Source organism: Pseudomonas sp. FP2335 (assembly GCF_030687535.1).
Taxonomy (GTDB): Bacteria; Pseudomonadota; Gammaproteobacteria; order Pseudomonadales; family Pseudomonadaceae; genus Aquipseudomonas.
Map to the genome: position 1 here is coordinate 827,501 of NZ_CP117437.1, position 18,358 is coordinate 845,858.

Below are 18,358 nucleotides of genomic sequence, written 5' to 3' on the forward strand. Positions count from 1 at the left end.
CCCTGATAAGGGTGAGGTCGGCAGTTCGAATCTGCCCAGACCCACCAATTTTGTGTGGGAAACGCCTGTAGAAATACGGGGCCATAGCTCAGCTGGGAGAGCGCCTGCCTTGCACGCAGGAGGTCAACGGTTCGATCCCGTTTGGCTCCACCACTACTGCTTCTGTTTGTTGAAAGCTTAGAAATGAGCATTCCATCGTGACGATGGTGAATGTTGATTTCTAGTCTTTGATTAGATCGTTCTTTAAAAATTTGGGTATGTGATAGAAAGATAGACTGAACGTTACTTTCACTGGTAACGGATCAGGCTAAGGTAAAATTTGTGAGTTCTCTTAGTTGAGAAATTCGAATTTTCGGCGAATGTTGTCTTCACAGTATAACCAGATTGCTTGGGGTTATATGGTCAAGTGAAGAAGCGCATACGGTGGATGCCTTGGCAGTCAGAGGCGATGAAAGACGTGGTAGCCTGCGAAAAGCTTCGGGGAGTCGGCAAACAGACTTTGATCCGGAGATGTCTGAATGGGGGAACCCAGCCATCATAAGATGGTTATCTTGTACTGAATACATAGGTGCAAGAAGCGAACCAGGGGAACTGAAACATCTAAGTACCCTGAGGAAAAGAAATCAACCGAGATTCCCTTAGTAGTGGCGAGCGAACGGGGACTAGCCCTTAAGTGGCTTTGAGATTAGCGGAACGCTCTGGAAAGTGCGGCCATAGTGGGTGATAGCCCTGTACGCGAAAATCTCTTAGTCATGAAATCGAGTAGGACGGAGCACGAGAAACTTTGTCTGAATATGGGGGGACCATCCTCCAAGGCTAAATACTACTGACTGACCGATAGTGAACTAGTACCGTGAGGGAAAGGCGAAAAGAACCCCGGAGAGGGGAGTGAAATAGATCCTGAAACCGTATGCGTACAAGCAGTGGGAGCAGACTTTGTTCTGTGACTGCGTACCTTTTGTATAATGGGTCAGCGACTTATTTTCAGTGGCGAGCTTAACCGAATAGGGGAGGCGTAGCGAAAGCGAGTCTTAATAGGGCGTCTAGTCGCTGGGAATAGACCCGAAACCGGGCGATCTATCCATGGGCAGGTTGAAGGTTGGGTAACACTAACTGGAGGACCGAACCGACTACCGTTGAAAAGTTAGCGGATGACCTGTGGATCGGAGTGAAAGGCTAATCAAGCTCGGAGATAGCTGGTTCTCCTCGAAAGCTATTTAGGTAGCGCCTCATGTATCACTGTAGGGGGTAGAGCACTGTTTCGGCTAGGGGGTCATCCCGACTTACCAAACCGATGCAAACTCCGAATACCTACAAGTGCCGAGCATGGGAGACACACGGCGGGTGCTAACGTCCGTCGTGAAAAGGGAAACAACCCAGACCGTCAGCTAAGGTCCCAAAGTTATGGTTAAGTGGGAAACGATGTGGGAAGGCTTAGACAGCTAGGAGGTTGGCTTAGAAGCAGCCACCCTTTAAAGAAAGCGTAATAGCTCACTAGTCGAGTCGGCCTGCGCGGAAGATGTAACGGGGCTCAAACCATACACCGAAGCTACGGGTATCACGTAAGTGATGCGGTAGAGGAGCGTTCTGTAAGCCTGTGAAGGTGAGTTGAGAAGCTTGCTGGAGGTATCAGAAGTGCGAATGCTGACATGAGTAACGACAATGGGTGTGAAAAACACCCACGCCGAAAGACCAAGGTTTCCTGCGCAACGTTAATCGACGCAGGGTTAGTCGGTCCCTAAGGCGAGGCTGAAAAGCGTAGTCGATGGAAAACAGGTTAATATTCCTGTACTTCTGGTTATTGCGATGGAGGGACGGAGAAGGCTAGGCCAGCTTGGCGTTGGTTGTCCAAGTTTAAGGTGGTAGGCTGAGATCTTAGGTAAATCCGGGATCTTAAGGCCGAGAGCTGATGACGAGTTACCTTTTAGGTAACGAAGTGGTTGATGCCATGCTTCCAAGAAAAGCTTCTAAGCTTCAGGTAACCAGGAACCGTACCCCAAACCGACACAGGTGGTTGGGTAGAGAATACCAAGGCGCTTGAGAGAACTCGGGTGAAGGAACTAGGCAAAATGGCACCGTAACTTCGGGAGAAGGTGCGCCGGTGAGGGTGAAGGACTTGCTCCGTAAGCTCATGCCGGTCGAAGATACCAGGCCGCTGCGACTGTTTATTAAAAACACAGCACTCTGCAAACACGAAAGTGGACGTATAGGGTGTGACGCCTGCCCGGTGCCGGAAGGTTAATTGATGGGGTTAGCTAACGCGAAGCTCTTGATCGAAGCCCCGGTAAACGGCGGCCGTAACTATAACGGTCCTAAGGTAGCGAAATTCCTTGTCGGGTAAGTTCCGACCTGCACGAATGGCGTAACGATGGCGGCGCTGTCTCCACCCGAGACTCAGTGAAATTGAAATCGCTGTGAAGATGCAGTGTATCCGCGGCTAGACGGAAAGACCCCGTGAACCTTTACTATAGCTTTGCACTGGACTTTGAATTTGCTTGTGTAGGATAGGTGGGAGGCTTTGAAGCGTGGACGCCAGTTCGCGTGGAGCCATCCTTGAAATACCACCCTGGCAACTTTGAGGTTCTAACTCAGGTCCGTTATCCGGATCGAGGACAGTGTATGGTGGGTAGTTTGACTGGGGCGGTCTCCTCCTAAAGAGTAACGGAGGAGTACGAAGGTGCGCTCAGACCGGTCGGAAATCGGTCGTAGAGTATAAAGGCAAAAGCGCGCTTGACTGCGAGACAGACACGTCGAGCAGGTACGAAAGTAGGTCTTAGTGATCCGGTGGTTCTGTATGGAAGGGCCATCGCTCAACGGATAAAAGGTACTCCGGGGATAACAGGCTGATACCGCCCAAGAGTTCATATCGACGGCGGTGTTTGGCACCTCGATGTCGGCTCATCACATCCTGGGGCTGAAGCCGGTCCCAAGGGTATGGCTGTTCGCCATTTAAAGTGGTACGCGAGCTGGGTTTAGAACGTCGTGAGACAGTTCGGTCCCTATCTGCCGTGGACGTTTGAGATTTGAGAGGGGCTGCTCCTAGTACGAGAGGACCGGAGTGGACGAACCTCTGGTGTTCCGGTTGTCACGCCAGTGGCATTGCCGGGTAGCTATGTTCGGAATAGATAACCGCTGAAAGCATCTAAGCGGGAAACTAGCCTCAAGATGAGATCTCACTGGAACCTTGAGTTCCCTGAAGGGCCGTCGAAGACTACGACGTTGATAGGTTGGGTGTGTAAGCGCTGTGAGGCGTTGAGCTAACCAATACTAATTGCCCGTGAGGCTTGACCATATAACACCCAAGCAATTTGCGTCGAAAGGCCAGATTGCGGTGTGTGAAGACGAAATGAACCGAAAGTTCGACGCTCACAAAACACCGAAAGCTATCACATACCCAATTTGCTGAAGCGGGGCATACGCCACGACTCAGTACCCGAATTTCTTGACGACCATAGAGCATTGGAACCACCTGATCCCATCCCGAACTCAGCAGTGAAACGATGCATCGCCGATGGTAGTGTGGGGTTTCCCCATGTGAGAGTAGGTCATCGTCAAGATTAAATTCCAAAACCCCATTTGCGAAAGCAGATGGGGTTTTGTTTTGGGCGGTCGAAAAGCAATTAAGCCCCGACAAATTTGCACAGTTATTTCTGAACCAGACCACTAGAATAGGTACCTAACCATTTTTAGAGTCAGAGCCCTATCTATGTCTGATCCGGTTGATACCCTTGAGGTGTCGGATTTACCACTGGACGACCTGGTGGCATGCCATGAGTGCGACTTGCTGATGCGCAAGCCAGCACTCGCCCTAGGCGAAAAAGCCCAATGCCCCCGCTGCGGCTACGAGTTGTACGCCCATCGCCATAACGTCGTTGAACGCAGCCTCGCCTTGGTGCTCGCCGCGCTGTTGCTGTACATCCCGGCGAACTTTTTACCGATCATGCAGCTCAATCTACTTGGGCAAACCTCTGAAGATACCGTCTGGAGCGGCGTCGTCGGCCTGTTCGATACTGGCATGCAAGGCGTCGCCGTCGTCGTCTTCCTGTGCAGCATGGGGATTCCCTTGCTCAAGCTGCTCTGTCAGTTGGCAGTCCTGCTCAGCATTCGCTGGAACATCGGTCGCAGCTACGGACTGCTGCTCTACCGTATCTATCACCACATGAAAGACTGGGGAATGCTGGAGGTCTACCTGATGGGTGTCTTGGTCGCGATTGTAAAACTCGCCGACATGGCCTCCATCACCGTCGGCCTGGGACTGGTCTGTTTCGTCAGCCTATTAATGGTTCAGGTACTACTTGAGGTGGTGATGTCGCCGCACCAGATCTGGCAAGCGCTGTCAGGAGAGGATGATCATGCGGGCGATTGATGCAGGCATTCTGATTTGTACCGAATGCCATGAGTTGAACAAACAAGACTCGGACACCGATGAACAAATCTGCACCCGTTGCGGCGCGCTGATCCACGCCCGTCGCCCGAACAGCCTCGCGCGTACGTGGGCGCTGCTGATCACGGCCGCTATCTTGTACATTCCCGCTAATCTGTTGCCGATCATGACCATCAACTCCCTCGGCCAGGGCGACCCGAGCACCATCATGGCCGGCGTGATCCAACTGGTGCAGCACGGCATGTTCCCCATTGCCGCCGTGGTGTTCATCGCCAGTATCCTGGTGCCGACGTTCAAGCTGGTCGGCATCGGTCTGCTACTGTTCTCGGTGCAGCGTCACCAGCCACTTTCCGCGCGACAGCGCATTGTGATGTACCGCTTTATCGAGTTCATTGGCCGTTGGTCCATGTTGGATATTTTCGTGATCGCCATCCTGGTGGCGGTTGTAAACTTTGGGCGGCTTGCCAGTGTCGAGGCCAATCTCGGCGCTGCGGCGTTCGCCAGTGTGGTGATCTTGACGATGCTTGCCGCAGTAACTTTTGATCCCCGACTGATTTGGGATAACACGGAGTCGGACGACGACCATGAGTGATTTGCCTAAAGCTAAAACCCGCCCGGCCTCCAACTGGTCGGCCATTTGGGTGCTTCCCCTGATTGCCCTGATCATCGGCGGCTGGCTGGGGTGGCGCGCCTATACCCAGCAGGGCATCGACATCCAGGTGCGCTTTGAAAGCGGCGAAGGTATCCAGGTCAACAAAACCGAAGTGGTCTACAAAGGTATGACCGTGGGCAAGGTCAAGGCCTTGGCCCTGGACGACGAAGGCAGTAATCGCGGGGTGATCGCCACCATCGAGATGAACAAGGACGTCGATCAGTACCTCAAGACCAACACCCGTTTCTGGCTGGTCAAGCCAAGCGTCAGCCTCGCCGGTATCACCGGTCTGGAGACCCTGGTTTCGGGCAACTACATCGCCGCCAGCCCAGGTGACGGTGAGCCCACACGCAAATTCAAGGCGCTCTCTGAAGAACCACCGCTATCGGACGCCAAGCCCGGCCTGCACCTGACGATCAAAGCCGACCGCCTCGGCTCGTTGAACCGAGGCAGCCCGGTGTTCTACAAGCAGATCCAGGTCGGCCAAGTCAAAAGCTACCTGCTCTCCGAGGATCAGAGCACCGTCGAAATCAAGGTCTACATCGAACCGACCTACGCCAGCCTGGTGCGTAAACACACGCGTTTCTGGAACGCCAGCGGCATCAGCATCGACGCCAACCTCTCCGGCGTGAAGGTGCGTAGCGAGTCGCTCTCCAGCATCGTCGCCGGCGGCATTGCCTTCGCTACCCCAGAGAACCGCAAGGACAGCCCGCCGACCGACCCGAGCCTGCCTTTCCGTTTGTACGAAGATTTTGACGCCGCCGCTGCCGGCATCAAGGTCAAGGTCAAGCTCACCGACTTCGAAGGCTTGCAGGCTGGTCGCACGCCGGTGATGTACAAAGGTATCCAGGTCGGCAGCCTGAAGACCCTGAAGATCGACCCGTCCCTGTCCAGTGCCAACGCCGAACTGACCCTCGACCCGCTGGCCGAAGACTATCTGGTGCAAGACACCCAATTCTGGGTAGTCAAACCGTCGATCTCCCTGGCCGGTATCACGGGCCTTGAAGCCTTGGTCAAAGGCAACTACATCGCCATCCGCCCCGGCGACAAAGGCAGCGCACCGCAACGCGAATTCGTCGCGCGTGCCAAGGCGCCGCCGCTGGACCTGCGCTCACCGGGCCTGCACATGGTGCTGTTCACCGACAACCTCGGCTCCCTGGACGTGGGCAGTCCGATTCTGTACAAGCAGGTCAAGGTCGGTTCGGTGCAGAGCTACCAGTTCTCGCGCAAGAACAAACAACTTGTGATCGGCGTACACATCGAGAAGGAATACGAAAACCTGGTCAACGGTTCCACGCGTTTCTGGAACGCCAGCGGCGTTACCCTGACCGGCGGCCTCACTGGTGGAATCCAGGTCAAGAGTGAGTCCCTGGCCAGCCTGATGGCCGGTGGCATTGCCTTCGAAACCCCGGAGCAGAACGTACCGCTGAAAAAACGCATTCCGCGTTTCCGCCTGTTCACCGACCGTGAGGCGGCCAATCAACACGGCACCTTGGTAACCATCAAGGTCGACCGTGCCGATGGCATGCGCCCAGGCACCCCAGTGCGTTTCAAAGGCCTGGATGTGGGCAAGATCGAAAGCGTCGACCTCAGCGCCGACATGCAGTCGGTGCTCCTCAGCGCGCGCATTACCCAAGTGGCGGATCGCATTGCGCGCGTCGGCAGCCAGTTCTGGGTGGTCAAACCTGAGCTGGGCCTGATGAAAACCTCCAACCTGGAAACCCTGGTCACCGGCCAATACATCGAAGTCCAGCCCGCAGTGAAGAACGCCGGCCCGCAAAAAAGCTTCGTGGCCTTGGACCAACCGCCAGAAGTCGTCCATCAAGAGGCCGGCCTGAGCCTCACCCTCAGCGCCGCCCGCCGTGGTTCGCTGAAGGAAGGCGTGCCAGTGACGTACCGTGAAGTGACGGTGGGTAAAGTCACCGGTTACGAACTGGGCCAGACCGCCGACCGCGTACTGATCCACATTCTGATCGAGCCCAAGTACGCGCCACTGGTGCGCAGCGGCAGCCGTTTCTGGAACACCAGCGGCTTTGGTCTGGACTTCGGCCTGTTCAAGGGCGCGACGGTGCGTACCGAATCCCTGGAGACCCTGGTCGCCGGTGGTATCGCCTTCGCCACGCCAGACGGCGAGCGTATGGGCAATGCCGCGCTGGCACGGCAGACCTTCCCGCTGTTCGACAAGTTCGAGGATGAATGGCTGACCTGGGCACCGAAGATTCCACTCGGCAAGTAGACCGAGGCGCGGCCTTCGCGAGCAAGCCCGCTCTCACACCCGACCGCTTTCCAAAGGATGGACTCGGTCAAATGTGGGAGCGGGCTTGCCCGCGAGAGGCCCGCACAGCCAACACAAAAAAGGCCCCTGGATTCACACCCAGGGGCCTTTTCATTTCAGCTGAAAAAATCAGACCTCATCCAACTCCGGCTCATCGGCCTGCACATTCAGCGTCGCCTTCACCACATCGTGGCGACGGATGTACTTCCAATCCGCCTCGTCGATATAGATCCCGTTCGGCCCGCTGCCACCTTCCAGGTCAATCGCCACCTGGGCGGAAACCTGTGGCTTCACACTGGCCAGGATCGGCACAAAGCCCAACTGCAGACTGGTTTCCAGCAGCGCCGCCTGGTTCTTCTCATCGATGTCCGCCGCCTCGTCGAGGTAGTACGGCAAACGCACGCGCCCGGCCTGGTCGCGGTCCATCAAGTGCAGCAACAAATACATGTTGGTCAGCGCCTTGATGGTCATGGTGGTGCCGTTGGACGCCGCGCCATCGATGTCGGTGTGAATCACCGGCTGGCCATGCACCTTGGTGATCTCGAACGCCAGCTCGAACAAATCCTTGAGGCCCAACTGGTTATGGTTGGCGGCCACGAGGCGGGCCAGGTATTCCTTGGCCTCTTCGTTCTTGTTGTCTTGCTCGGCGCTCTGGCTCAGGTCGAACACCGACAGGGTTTCGCCTTCTTCATACTGGCCCGCACTGTGGATGATCTGGTCGATGTGCTTGAGCGCTTCCTTGTTCGGCGCCAGCACGATGCGGAAGCTTTGCAGGTTGGAGACCTGACGCTTGTTGATCTCGCGATTGAACAACGCCAGTTGATGTTCGAGGCTGTCGTAGTCGCTGCGGATATTGCGCAGGGTCCGCGCAATATCGGTAACCGCCGCACGCCGCGCCTTGCCCAGGGTCAGCGCTTCATCGGTACGGTGCGCATAGGCGTTGATCAGCAGTTGCAGGCGACGCTCAACGTCATCCTCACTGTCGAACTTGGCGACGCCCTTGAGGCGCACCTGGGCATACAGCGCCTCGATCTGGCCATCGGCGCGCAGCAAGCCTTGCCAGCTGTCCTGATAGTCATTGAGCAGCGGCAACAGGTTGTCCATGGAGTCGTCGACCGGGTCCATGAACGGAGTGCCGAACGGCAAGTCCGCCGGCAACAACTGGCGACGACGCAGCGCGTCATCCAGCGTGCGTTGCTTGGCTTCCATATCGCCGATCTGACGACCGACCAATTGCAGCTTGGCCGACAGTTGCTGCACCCGTTCGGTAAACGCATCGCTGGAGCGTTTCAACTCATCCTGCGCCGCTTCCATTTGCGCCAGGTTTTCCAGCTTCTCGCCTTCTTCCGCGCTCAGGGTCTGTGCGCGGCGGAAGTCTTCCAGGGCTTTCTGCGCATCCAGTACTTGCTGGTACAGCGCTTCGGTCTGGGTCTTGCTCGCCGCACGGTCGGAGGCCACGGCCTGCTGGGTTTTCAGTTGCTTGAGTTCTTTTTCCAGACGCTCTTTCTGGTCGCGCAACGCGGCGCGATCCGCCAGGGCCTGCAATGCCGGCGGTTCGATATGGGAGATGTCGATGGACAGCCCCGGCACTTCAAAGCGTTCACCCTTGAAGCCATCGAGGATCTGCTCCAGGGATTTGACCCACTGACCCTCCTCGTCCAGCGTGATGCCATGCTCGCCCAATGGCAGGCTGAACAACGAACTGTTGAACAGACGCATCAGACGCTCAACATCTTGCTGTGAGAATTCTTCGCGCAACTTCGCGTAGCTGTTGTTATCCGCGTGATCGAGCTGCTGCTTGACCGACTTCAAGCGCTTTTCCAGCTCGCGCAGGCGTTCGTCCAGATCCTCGGCGCTGAACTGCCGCGACTGCGCCAGGGCGCCCGCCAGTTCATCGTGGGCATCCTTGGCCGCGAGCAATTGCTGCTCCAGCACCTTCACATCATCGACCAGCGCAAAGCGATGCTTGAGCACCGACAGCTCGCCCAGCCAACGCTGGATACCACTGATTTCCCGCTCCAGGCGCATCAGCTCCTGGGTGCCGCCGCGCTGATCGTTCTGCAACGCGTCCTGTTCGCTGCGGTAGTGCTCGGCCTGGATGGTCAGCTCTTCCTTGCGCGCACTGGCGTAGTCCGACCAAGTGCCCAGCAACGAGTCCAGCAATGGCGACAGGCGATGCAGCTTGCCGCGCAATACATCGCGCTGGCGAACACCATTGGACAACGCCTCGACCAGCGGCCCGGCGGCGACCAGCGAGTTGTAGTCCTGCTCCATGCGTCGCACATCGCGGAAGGCTTCTTCGCACGCGGCGATGTAATCCACGCTGCCGGAACGCAGGCTGTGTTCGAAGGCATCGAGGAACAATTGCTTGAGCTTGGCCGCGGTGATTTCGCGCATATGCAGCAGGTTGATAAACAGCGCGCGGAAGGTCTTCAGGCTCTGCTCACTGGTAGAGCGCAGGGGAATCAGCGTGAGGTCCAGCGGGATCGACGTGTGGCCGCCCACCAGCAAACGACGCAGTTCATCCGGCTTGAGTTCGTAGGCTTTCAGGCCTTCGCGCTCAAGGTTGGTGAACAGCTCTTTCTGACGCAGGCAGGTGTCGTTCTTCTGGTAGTGAGCCAAATCCAGCTTGCCTGCATAGGCAAAGAACTGGTGACCGAAACCACCGCCCGGGCCGCGTCCGACCACGCCGATCACGTGCGGGCCGTGGGGCAGCGAGACTTCCACCAGGATGTAGCTGGTGTCGGTGGCAAAGTAGAAGCGCCGCGATTGTTCCAGGGTGTACTTGCCGAAACTCATGTCCGACATGCGCGCCAGGATCGGGAACTGCAAGGCGTTGATCGACGCGGATTTACCCAGGTTGTTCGCGCCATACACCGACAGCGGTTCTTCCAGCGGGAACAAACCCAGGCTGTAACCGGCAGTGTTCAATAGGGCGAAGCGGCGGATGCCGTAGCGTTCCTTACTCATGCGTCGGTCTCCTGTTCTTCGGCAATGGCACGGGCCAGGGCGTCTTCTTCGCTTTCTTCGGCAAAGTCGCTCAAGTCCAGCGGGTCATCGGTTTTCAGCAATTTCTCGTCGCTGTCTTCATCGATGATCACCGGCGCCGGCAGTGGCAATACGCTGTGGATGCTGGCCGCGAGGTCACGGTCCTGCTGCACCGACAGGCACACGTCGAGGAAACGGTGCATCGGCGGCAGGAAGCGATAGATGCCGTTGTCTTCGCTGGCAAAACCCAGCTGGGTCATGCGGCGCATGATCTTTTCTTCGAGTTCTTCCTGGGTCTGTACTTCGGCCTGGATAAACAGGTCACGGTACTTCTCCAGCAGCGACGGCAGTTCATCGCGGCCCAGGCTGCCACCGTCGAGCACGGCAATCGGGTCGCGGCCCTGGTCGGCCAAATGTTCGACGATGATGAAGGTGAACAACGCCAGGCGCTGCGCGGTCTTGTTGACCTGCGCGGCGGCCACGGCGGTGTCTGGCACGAAGTAGTAGAAGCCCCGCGTGTCGCACACCAGCTCAAAGCCCAGGGCCTTGAACAGCGTGCGGTACTGGTCCTGGAAGTTCGACAGTTGGGCGTACAGCTCCGGGTCGCGGCGGCTTACGTGGTAACCCTTGAACAGCTCGCGAAAGATCGGCGCCAGCTGGGACAGTTCGGATAGATCAAGATGCATGAGGTGTACTCGCAGAATGCTCGGCGGCGTCAGTACTGGCCGGGAGCAGGGCGAAGGAGCGCAGGCTGACCTGGTGCTCGGTGGTGTGGTAGTCGCGGCGTTCCAGGCGTTCGCGCTTGAAGCGTTTTTCGCGGGACAGGCGCGAGAACCAGTACAGCAATTCGTCGGTGGCACCGTCCGGTTCCTGCTCCAGCAGCCAGGTCATCAGGTCCGGCATCGGCAACGCGTCTTCGCAGCGCTCGAGCATTTCCTTGACCGTGCGCGGTGCACGTTGGGCGTCGCCCTTGTGGGATTTGTGCGCCTTGGGGAAGCGCGCCGGTTTCGGCTCGAAATTCGCCAGGGCGTAAACATAAGCCTCCACCTGGCTGGCACTGCCGAGGAAGGTGCTTTGCGGGCGGGTGAACATCGGCATCGCCGCCTGCGGCACGGCGTCCAGGCCCTTGCGGCGGATCGCTGACAGCGCCAGCGCCGCACCGCGGGTCACGGCGTTGTGCCGACGGGCTTCTTCGCGCAGTGGCAGCAGCAGCTCGCGCGCATGGCGCAAGGTCAGTTGGGCGCTGGTCTGCATTTCCAGGATGCGCGCGTGGGTGCGCAGCAGCATGTCGTCGTCCACCAGGTGGCCGAGACGCTGTTGCTCGGTGAGCAGGCGCAACAGCACGTTTTCGACCTTGCGCACGCCCTGTTCGAAGGCGCCATCGGCGTTCACCAGTTGGATCATCGGCTCGACGTATTCGTCCCAGGTCGCCAGGACCTCGGCATAACGCTGGCGCAACGGAATCTGCCGGTCGCTGGTCTTGGCGCGATCGGCTACGGCGGCGAGGGCCTGTTCGTCGTTGGCGAGCTTTTTCAGCACGTCCCGCACGCGCATATCCAGCAGGCGCAGTTGGCGGGCGAGGTCGTGGCCATCACGGATGTCGAAAGCGTCCTGGATGTACCCGGCCAGGCGTTCGAGATGGCGCAGGTAGGCTTCGATTTCCAGGCACAGGCCAAGCCGGTGCTCCTTGCGAAGATAAGCCAGGAAGTCGTGGATCTGCGCGTTGAGCTCGAAACGGTTCGGGCTTTTGGCGACAGGCACCAGGATGTCCAGGCGAATCCACACGTCCAGCAGGCTGGTGATGTCCTGTGGCGTGCTGTCCAGTTGTTGGGCGGCCAGTTGTGCGCGCAGCTCGGCAAGGCTCAGGGTGCCTTGGTCGAAGTGTTCGCACAGTGGCTCAAGTAAGGCCCAGTGTTCGGCGAGGGCGCGCAGGACGCGCTTGGGTTCGATCATGGGAATGGCCGGCTGGTTGGCGATGAAAAGTCGCGATTGTACTGCATCAGGCCGGGGATTTATCCACAGCCGGTCAGTACGCAGTGGGCGATTGTTGCCGAACAACGGTAGAATCGCCGCTCTTTAGTTATCCACAAGTGGCCGAGCTGTGCTTATCGAGTCCCGACGTCGCGCTTACTTGACCGCTATGCAGGTGGTCAACTGGCTGCCCCGCACCGAACTGCCGTTTGCCGCGCCGTCGCGGCCCGAGCTGATGGAAGCGCTTGAGCCCTATGAGGCATTCGAGTCTTCGGGCGAGGAGGCGGCTGCGCCGGTGGCGCTGGTCAAGCCCGAAGCGCCCGTGCGGCCTGCGGTGGAGCGTGCCAAGGTCGAAGTGCCGCGCCCGTCGCCGGTGACCAAGGCGGTGGCGGCCGAAGCGCCTGCACCGGTGGTCAAGGCCCCGGTAGTGCCGCCGCCGCGTTTCGCCCTGCAACTGCTGCGGGCCGGGCGCTGCCTGCTGCTGGTGGAGTTGCCCACCGGCGAACGTTTCCAGACCCGCGACCCGGCCTACATGCTGCTCAAGGACATGCTGCGCGCCGCCGGCCTGCCCGACAGCCCGCAGATCGTCGGCGAGCCGGTACGCTGGCCGCTGCTGGTACGCGGCACCATGGACCAGGGCCCGGAAGCCGCGCGTGATTTTGTGCAAGGTTTTGTCTCGGCGCGCCTGGAAGACGAGCCCTGTGTGTGCCTTTGGCTGATCGGCGTGCCCGCCGTGCGTTTTGCCGGCGAAGCCAATGCCGAAGCCTGGTATCGCGAGCTGCAGGTTGAAGGCCTGGGCTCGGTATGGGCCCTGCCGGGCCTGGAATTATTAATGGAAGAGCCACAGCGTAAGGCTGATGTCTGGCAAGCCATGCGCCGGCTGATGGCGCGCTGGAAAACAACTGATGAGTGAGGCTTTATCCTTCCGCCCGATGACCGAGGCCGACCTCGACGCCGTGCTGAAAATCGAATACGCAGCGTTCAGCCATCCCTGGACCCGTGGGATCTTTCTTGACGGGCTGGGCAAGTACCAGATCTGGTTGATGTTCGAAGGCGAGCAGCAGGTGGGGCACGGCGTAGTGCAGATCATCCTTGATGAAGCGCATTTGCTGAATATCACCGTCAAGCCGGAAAACCAGGGCCGTGGCCTGGGCCTGGCGCTGCTGGAACACCTGATGTCGCGGGCGTATGCAGCCAGTGCGCGGGAGTGTTTCCTGGAGGTGCGGGACAGCAATACCGGCGCGTTTCGTCTGTACGAGCGTTATGGCTTCAACGAAATCGGCCGTCGCCGCGATTACTACCCCGCAGTGGGTGGGCGTGAGGACGCCGTTGTCATGGCCTGCACCCTGGTCGACTGAACACGACCCTCCAATGTGGAAGCGGGCTTGCTCGCGAAGGCGGTGGGTCAGTCGATGAATCGGTTGACTGACACTCCCTCTTCGCGAGCAAGCCCGCTCCCACATGGGTAACTGCGATGTGTCAGCGATTACCGTCTATTGGTTCGCGCTCGGCCTCATCCAGCCGATTCCCCGCGTCAATCCCGTCCTCATCGACAATGCTCAAGTCGTATTCCGCCAGATTGCCCTTGTCATCTTCAACAGGCTCTGTAGGGCGTCGTGATTCAGTCATGGCCAATCCTCATACTGTGGGGCTTATAGTGTGTGGACAGGCGCACCACCCCAAAGATTCAAGCTTATTTGCGCCAGGCGTGACCCGGACGGGGGGTTGTCAGTCACAAAACTGCGCACCATTCCTGAGGCTTTCCCTGATGAACGAACTACAAGACCTGCTTGATAACAACGAACGCTGGGCAGATGCGATCAAACAGGAAGATCCCGAATTCTTCGCCAAGCTCGCCCGCCAGCAAACCCCGGAATACCTATGGATTGGTTGCTCCGACGCGCGCGTGCCAGCCAACGAGATTGTCGGCATGTTGCCGGGCGACCTGTTCGTCCACCGCAACGTGGCCAACGTGGTGCTGCACACCGACCTCAACTGCCTGTCGGTGATCCAGTACGCGGTGGACGTGCTCAAGGTCAAACACATCCTCGTCACCGGCCACTATGGCTGCGGCGGCGTGCGGGCGTCGATGCAAGACCGCCAGTTCGGCCTGATCGACGGCTGGCTGCGCACCATTCGTGACCTGTACTACGAAAACCGCGACGTGCTGGCCCAGTTGCCCACCGAGGAAGAGCGCGTGGATCGCATGTGCGAGCTGAACGTGATCCAGCAGGTGGCCAACGTCGGCCACACCAGCATCGTGCAAAACGCCTGGCACCGTGGGCAGAGCCTGTCGATCCATGGCTGCATCTATGGCATCAAGGATGGTCGCTGGAAGAGCTTGAACACCACCATCAGTGGTTTCGAGCAGTTGCCGCCGCAATATCGCCTGCGTCCGTTGGGCGAAGCCTAAGGTCGCTTGCGTTCGCGCCATTGGGCCATGAACGCCTGGCCTTCGGCGTTCAGCGGCTCATTGCGCCCGGTGATCCAGCCGCGGCAGTTCAACTCGCCACATTGGCAGGCGAACTGCCGGTACAACACGTCCTCGGTGTTGGCGTAATCCATCGTCAAGCGCTCGCCGGCCGCAATTTCCTGCAAGGTCCAGACTTCCAGGTAATGCAAATCGAGGAATACGTTCGGTTTGCAGGAGTGCGAGATCAGCCCGCAAAACCAGCAGTCGTACAGGTGGATGCGTGAAGACAGCTGCAAGGTATGCAGGCGTCGTTCGCTCAGGGCGTAGCCTGAGAGCTTGGCGATGCGTACACGACTGTCAAAGGCGACACGTGCCTTGATCCCGGCCGCTGTGCCATCAGCGTCGTGCACCACCTCGAACAGCTCGGTCGAGGGGTAGCCCGTGCCGAGGTGGGACTTGAAGGGGTAAAGGCAGTCGCTCGCAACGGTTTTAGCCTTATCCATGGCGCGAGTTTTCATAACTCTCCTGGGTTCGGCTGCATCGACCTGCGGGTAGTGGCTGACTTCCAGTCTTGCAGCGGATGGGTGCGCTCCAAGCGTCGCTCAACTTGGATCGGATTTCTACTGTCAACCTTGACAGTAGAAATCCCCCGTTGCCGGTACGACTTACAGCGCCGGGACCGTGATAGTAGGCGTTGGGGCGGGGTTCTTGAGCAGGCGCAGTTGCGCCTTGGTCGTCGGCGTGGCGCATTGGGCGTTGGCTTTTTCCGGGGTCAAGCCGCGCACGGAGGTGTAGAACAACTCGCAGGTCTGCTCCTTGCGCGTGACCTGCCAGGTGTTCATGCACGCCTTGAGCAACACATTCGGATCGCTCGCGGGCTTTTGCCCCATGCCCGCCTGCCAGCAGGCGGCGCTCAAGTCCTGGCCCATGACCTTCAAACCCGCCTCGTCGGCCTTCTGCTCGTTGCCGTCATAGGTCGCAGGGTCGGCCGCGTACCAGATGTAGCTCGGGTGGTTGGCGCCCAGCACCGCAACGGTTTCGCCGGCTTGCGGGCTGATCTGGGCCAGGCCCAGCACGGCCACGCTCTGCCCGTATTGTTGCTTGATCCAATTGCGCACCGGAGCGCCGAACGCCACCATCGGCAACGACCCTTTGGGCGACAGGCTCAGTTCCTTGACCATGCGCGTCTGATAATCGGTGAAGTAGCTGTAGACGCCTTCCAGATCCTTGCCGGCGTTGGACGGCGCGGCGATCGGCGCGATGTCGATGATGGTCTGGTAGGCCGGCGTTTCGGTGGCCGGGATACCGTTGTCGGTGAGCAGCGCGGCCCAGCGGTCGGTGGTACTGGATTCCAGGTAATCCTGGGCCTGGGTCAGCGAGTAGTCCGGCGGGAAGTGCAGCAGCTCGATGCTCTTGCGGTTTTCCAGGGCCATGCCCAGCGGCAGGAACAAATACCAGTTGTAGGCCCACTTGCCGTCGCTGTTGAGCTTGCTGGCGCCTTGGTAGGCCAGGTCGGCGGTGTTGAGTAGCGTCTTCAGGGGCTGGCCGTAATCTTCGGGCACACCGCTGAAGGTCGCGACAACCTGGCCGTCGTGGTTCTTCACGCTGACCTTGGCCCTGCTGTAACCGTCCCGTTGCAGGCTCTGGTTCAGATAATGCTCGGCCGTCTGCTCCAGCGACCAGGGCCGAAAGCAGATCACGTTGCAGTTATTGGGGAACGCGAACAGCTGAGTGACACGTTGCGTGCTGCCCAGCGGTACTTCGACGTCGGCCTGTACGACCGCACTGGCCATCAGTGCGGCCAGGGTGAGGGACAACCTGGTCGGTTTGAACATGTGTGATTCCTTGTCAGCGAAAGCCCGTCTGCGCGGGATGAAAGCCCACTCCCACACAGTAGCGGCTGACCGGGAAAACCGCGTGCTAAATCGCCGGGCATGTCGTTATTGGATAAGAAAACCTACAGGTTGAACTGCAAGGCGTTGCTCAAGTCACCCATGGGCTTCTGGCCGCGGGCGATCATGGCGTCATCACGCTGCTTGAGGCCATCGAGGGTTTCCAGCTGGAACACCCGGGTGATCAGGCGCAGGATCGACGCCGTGTCGTACACCGTGTGATCCACCGTGCCCTTGCGTGCAAACGGCGACACCACCAACGCCGGAATCCGCGTGCCAGGGCCCCAGCGGTCGCCCTTGGGCGGCGCGACGTGGTCCCACCAGCCGCCGTTTTCATCAACGGTGACGACCACTACCATGTTTTTCCACTGCGGGCTCTCTTGCAGCACCTTCAAGGCGCGGGCGATATGGCGGTCGCCGGAGGCTATGTCGGCGTAACCGGCGTGCATGTTCAGGTTGCCCTGGGGTTTGTAGAAGGTCACGGCAGGCAGCTTGCCGGCTTGGGCGTCGGCGAAAAACGTGTTGGTGCTGGACTCATCGCCCAAACCGCCATCACGCAGGCGCTTGTCCCGTTCGGCACGGTTTTGCGGCCCTTGTTGCTTGAAGTAGTTGAACGGCTGGTGGTGATACTGGAAGTTCGGGATCTTGGGGATACCCCCCGAGTCCTTGAACTGGTCCAGCGTCGCCTGCCATGCACCGGCATACCAGGCCCAGTCGACGTTCTTTTTCGACAGCTTGTCGCCGATGTGTTCGTGGGTTTGCGGCACCAGCACGTTGGGCAGGTCGGCCTTGGCGTAGTCCGGGTTTTGCGGGTCGCGAATCCAGGTCGGCCAGTAGGGCGGGGCGAGGGTGTTGACCCCATAACCGTCCGGGGTCAGCGCGCTGGGGCCGAACTGCGGCGCGCCGGTCATGGCGCTGGCCGGGGACTTGTCCAGGGGCTTGAGGCGTGTGTCGGTGGGGTCATCGCTTTGCAGGGTGGCGATCTGTGCCTTGGCCACCGACTGCGCGGCGTTCGGGTAAAACGGCGCGGTGGCGCTGATCAGGTACTGGTGGTTGAGGAACGAGCCACCAAACGCGCCCTGGAAGAAGTTATCGCAGAGCACAAACTCCTTGGCCACGTCCCACAGGCGCAGGGAATAACGGCTCTGGGCGTAATACCCCATCACCAGCCCGCCGGAATCGCCCCAGGCGACAAAGTTGTCGTTCTTGCCGCCATTGATCTGCATCTGGTTCTGGTAGAACACGTGCCACAAGTCGCGGGTCACCAGGCCCAAGGGCAGGTCTTCAGCGTTCGGGCCCTTGAGCGCGAACGGCGCATTGGGCAGGCCCTGCTGGAATTGCACTTCGCTGGGGTACGTCACCCCGTCGACGCTTTGCGGGCCGACTTGCAACACGCCGCCCCAGACCGCAGGCAGGGTGGTCAGCAGGCTGCCGTCGCGGTCGCGTTGCTGCGCGTCGGCAGGCTTGAGCGCCGACAGCGGTTTCTCAACGCCGGGGAAATCTGCAAACAGGTTGTTGAAGCTGCGGTTCTCGGCGTAGATCACCACCACGGTTTTCACCTGGTCGTGCAAGACCTTGTCCAGCTCCTGCGGTGTAAGTGGTCGCGCCGTCGGCTTGCCCGGGGCCTCGCTGGGATTGCCGCAGGCACTCAAGGTCGCGCCTACCCCCAGCACCGCCGCGCCCCCCAGGAAGCGCCGACGGCTGCTGTCTACTGGCGCTTGGGCGGTGGAATCGGGGGAGGGGCGGTCTTCGTGCTCATCACTCATTGCGGGGAGTCCTTGCT

13 protein-coding genes, 2 tRNA genes and 2 rRNA genes (1 of these 17 only partly in view) are annotated in these 18,358 nt (G+C 59.3%); 10 read left to right on the forward strand and 7 right to left on the reverse strand.

Going from position 1 to position 18,358, the window contains the following annotated elements; all coding sequences use genetic code 11:
- The 7 genes from PSH81_RS03430 to PSH81_RS03460 all read left to right on the forward strand — a co-directional run.
- Nucleotides 1-47: transfer RNA gene (locus tag PSH81_RS03430), tRNA-Ile, on the forward strand; it begins 30 nt to the left of the window's first position.
- Between the two features lie 30 nt (nucleotides 48-77).
- Nucleotides 78-153 (forward strand) — tRNA-Ala (locus PSH81_RS03435).
- A gap of 247 nt (nucleotides 154-400) precedes the next feature.
- Nucleotides 401-3,292 (forward strand): 23S ribosomal RNA (locus tag PSH81_RS03440).
- 149 nt (nucleotides 3,293-3,441) lie between these two features.
- Nucleotides 3,442-3,557, forward strand: a 5S ribosomal RNA gene (gene rrf, locus PSH81_RS03445).
- Nucleotides 3,558-3,706: 149 nt separating this feature from the next.
- The gene (locus PSH81_RS03450; RefSeq protein ID WP_192301268.1) at nucleotides 3,707-4,366 is read left to right on the forward strand and encodes a paraquat-inducible protein A; all 660 of its coding nucleotides are present in this window, start codon (nucleotides 3,707-3,709) and stop codon (nucleotides 4,364-4,366) included.
- On the forward strand, nucleotides 4,353-4,976 hold the full coding sequence (locus tag PSH81_RS03455; RefSeq protein WP_192301269.1) for a paraquat-inducible protein A: 624 nt from the start codon (nucleotides 4,353-4,355) through the stop codon (nucleotides 4,974-4,976). The genes PSH81_RS03450 and PSH81_RS03455 overlap by 14 nt, the downstream gene beginning before the upstream one ends.
- Complete coding sequence (locus PSH81_RS03460; RefSeq protein WP_192301270.1) at nucleotides 4,969-7,272, forward strand: PqiB family protein; 2,304 nt, start codon at nucleotides 4,969-4,971, stop codon at nucleotides 7,270-7,272. The genes PSH81_RS03455 and PSH81_RS03460 overlap by 8 nt, the downstream gene beginning before the upstream one ends.
- A 168-nt stretch (nucleotides 7,273-7,440) precedes the next feature.
- Here PSH81_RS03460 and mksF read toward each other — a convergent pair whose 3' ends face one another.
- The 3 genes from mksF to mksB are packed head-to-tail and all read right to left on the reverse strand — an operon-like array spanning nucleotide 7,441 to nucleotide 12,252.
- On the reverse strand, nucleotides 7,441-10,281 hold the full coding sequence (gene mksF, locus PSH81_RS03465) for an Mks condensin complex protein MksF (protein WP_192297831.1): 2,841 nt from the start codon (nucleotides 10,279-10,281) through the stop codon (nucleotides 7,441-7,443).
- Nucleotides 10,278-10,985 (reverse strand): Mks condensin complex protein MksE, encoded by a 708-nt coding sequence (gene mksE, locus PSH81_RS03470; RefSeq protein ID WP_192297830.1) that lies wholly within the window; start codon nucleotides 10,983-10,985, stop codon nucleotides 10,278-10,280. The genes mksF and mksE overlap by 4 nt, the downstream gene beginning before the upstream one ends.
- The gene (gene mksB / locus PSH81_RS03475; RefSeq protein ID WP_192297829.1) at nucleotides 10,975-12,252 is read right to left on the reverse strand and encodes an Mks condensin complex protein MksB; all 1,278 of its coding nucleotides are present in this window, start codon (nucleotides 12,250-12,252) and stop codon (nucleotides 10,975-10,977) included. The genes mksE and mksB overlap by 11 nt, the downstream gene beginning before the upstream one ends.
- A gap of 187 nt (nucleotides 12,253-12,439) precedes the next feature.
- On the opposite strand from mksB, the gene PSH81_RS03480 reads away from it, so the two are divergent.
- Together PSH81_RS03480 and rimI are read left to right on the forward strand one after the other, a co-directional pair.
- The gene (locus PSH81_RS03480; protein ID WP_305392750.1) at nucleotides 12,440-13,183 is read left to right on the forward strand and encodes an energy transducer TonB; all 744 of its coding nucleotides are present in this window, start codon (nucleotides 12,440-12,442) and stop codon (nucleotides 13,181-13,183) included.
- Nucleotides 13,176-13,628, forward strand: coding sequence for a ribosomal protein S18-alanine N-acetyltransferase (gene rimI, locus PSH81_RS03485; RefSeq protein WP_005784514.1), 453 nt, complete (start codon nucleotides 13,176-13,178; stop codon nucleotides 13,626-13,628). The genes PSH81_RS03480 and rimI overlap by 8 nt, the downstream gene beginning before the upstream one ends.
- A gap of 121 nt (nucleotides 13,629-13,749) precedes the next feature.
- Here rimI and PSH81_RS03490 read toward each other — a convergent pair whose 3' ends face one another.
- Nucleotides 13,750-13,899: a hypothetical protein gene (locus PSH81_RS03490; RefSeq protein WP_370694880.1), complete on the reverse strand. Its 150-nt coding sequence runs from the start codon at nucleotides 13,897-13,899 to the stop codon at nucleotides 13,750-13,752.
- Between the two features lie 139 nt (nucleotides 13,900-14,038).
- Between PSH81_RS03490 and can the strand changes: the two genes are divergently transcribed.
- Nucleotides 14,039-14,683, forward strand: coding sequence for a carbonate dehydratase (gene can, locus PSH81_RS03495; protein ID WP_003188288.1), 645 nt, complete (start codon nucleotides 14,039-14,041; stop codon nucleotides 14,681-14,683).
- On the opposite strand, the gene PSH81_RS03500 is transcribed toward can, so the two are convergent.
- The 3 genes from PSH81_RS03500 to acpA form a co-directional block, all read right to left on the reverse strand.
- On the reverse strand, nucleotides 14,680-15,201 hold the full coding sequence (locus PSH81_RS03500; RefSeq protein ID WP_226456590.1) for an SET domain-containing protein-lysine N-methyltransferase: 522 nt from the start codon (nucleotides 15,199-15,201) through the stop codon (nucleotides 14,680-14,682). The two genes, can and PSH81_RS03500, sit on opposite strands and share 4 nt — an antisense overlap.
- A 147-nt stretch (nucleotides 15,202-15,348) precedes the next feature.
- Nucleotides 15,349-16,518, reverse strand: coding sequence for a hypothetical protein (locus PSH81_RS03505; protein WP_192297826.1), 1,170 nt, complete (start codon nucleotides 16,516-16,518; stop codon nucleotides 15,349-15,351).
- A gap of 122 nt (nucleotides 16,519-16,640) precedes the next feature.
- Entirely contained in the window at nucleotides 16,641-18,341 is a 1,701-nt protein-coding gene (acpA, locus tag PSH81_RS03510; protein ID WP_305392018.1) for an acid phosphatase, read from the reverse strand.
- Between the last annotated feature and the right edge of the window lie 17 nt (nucleotides 18,342-18,358).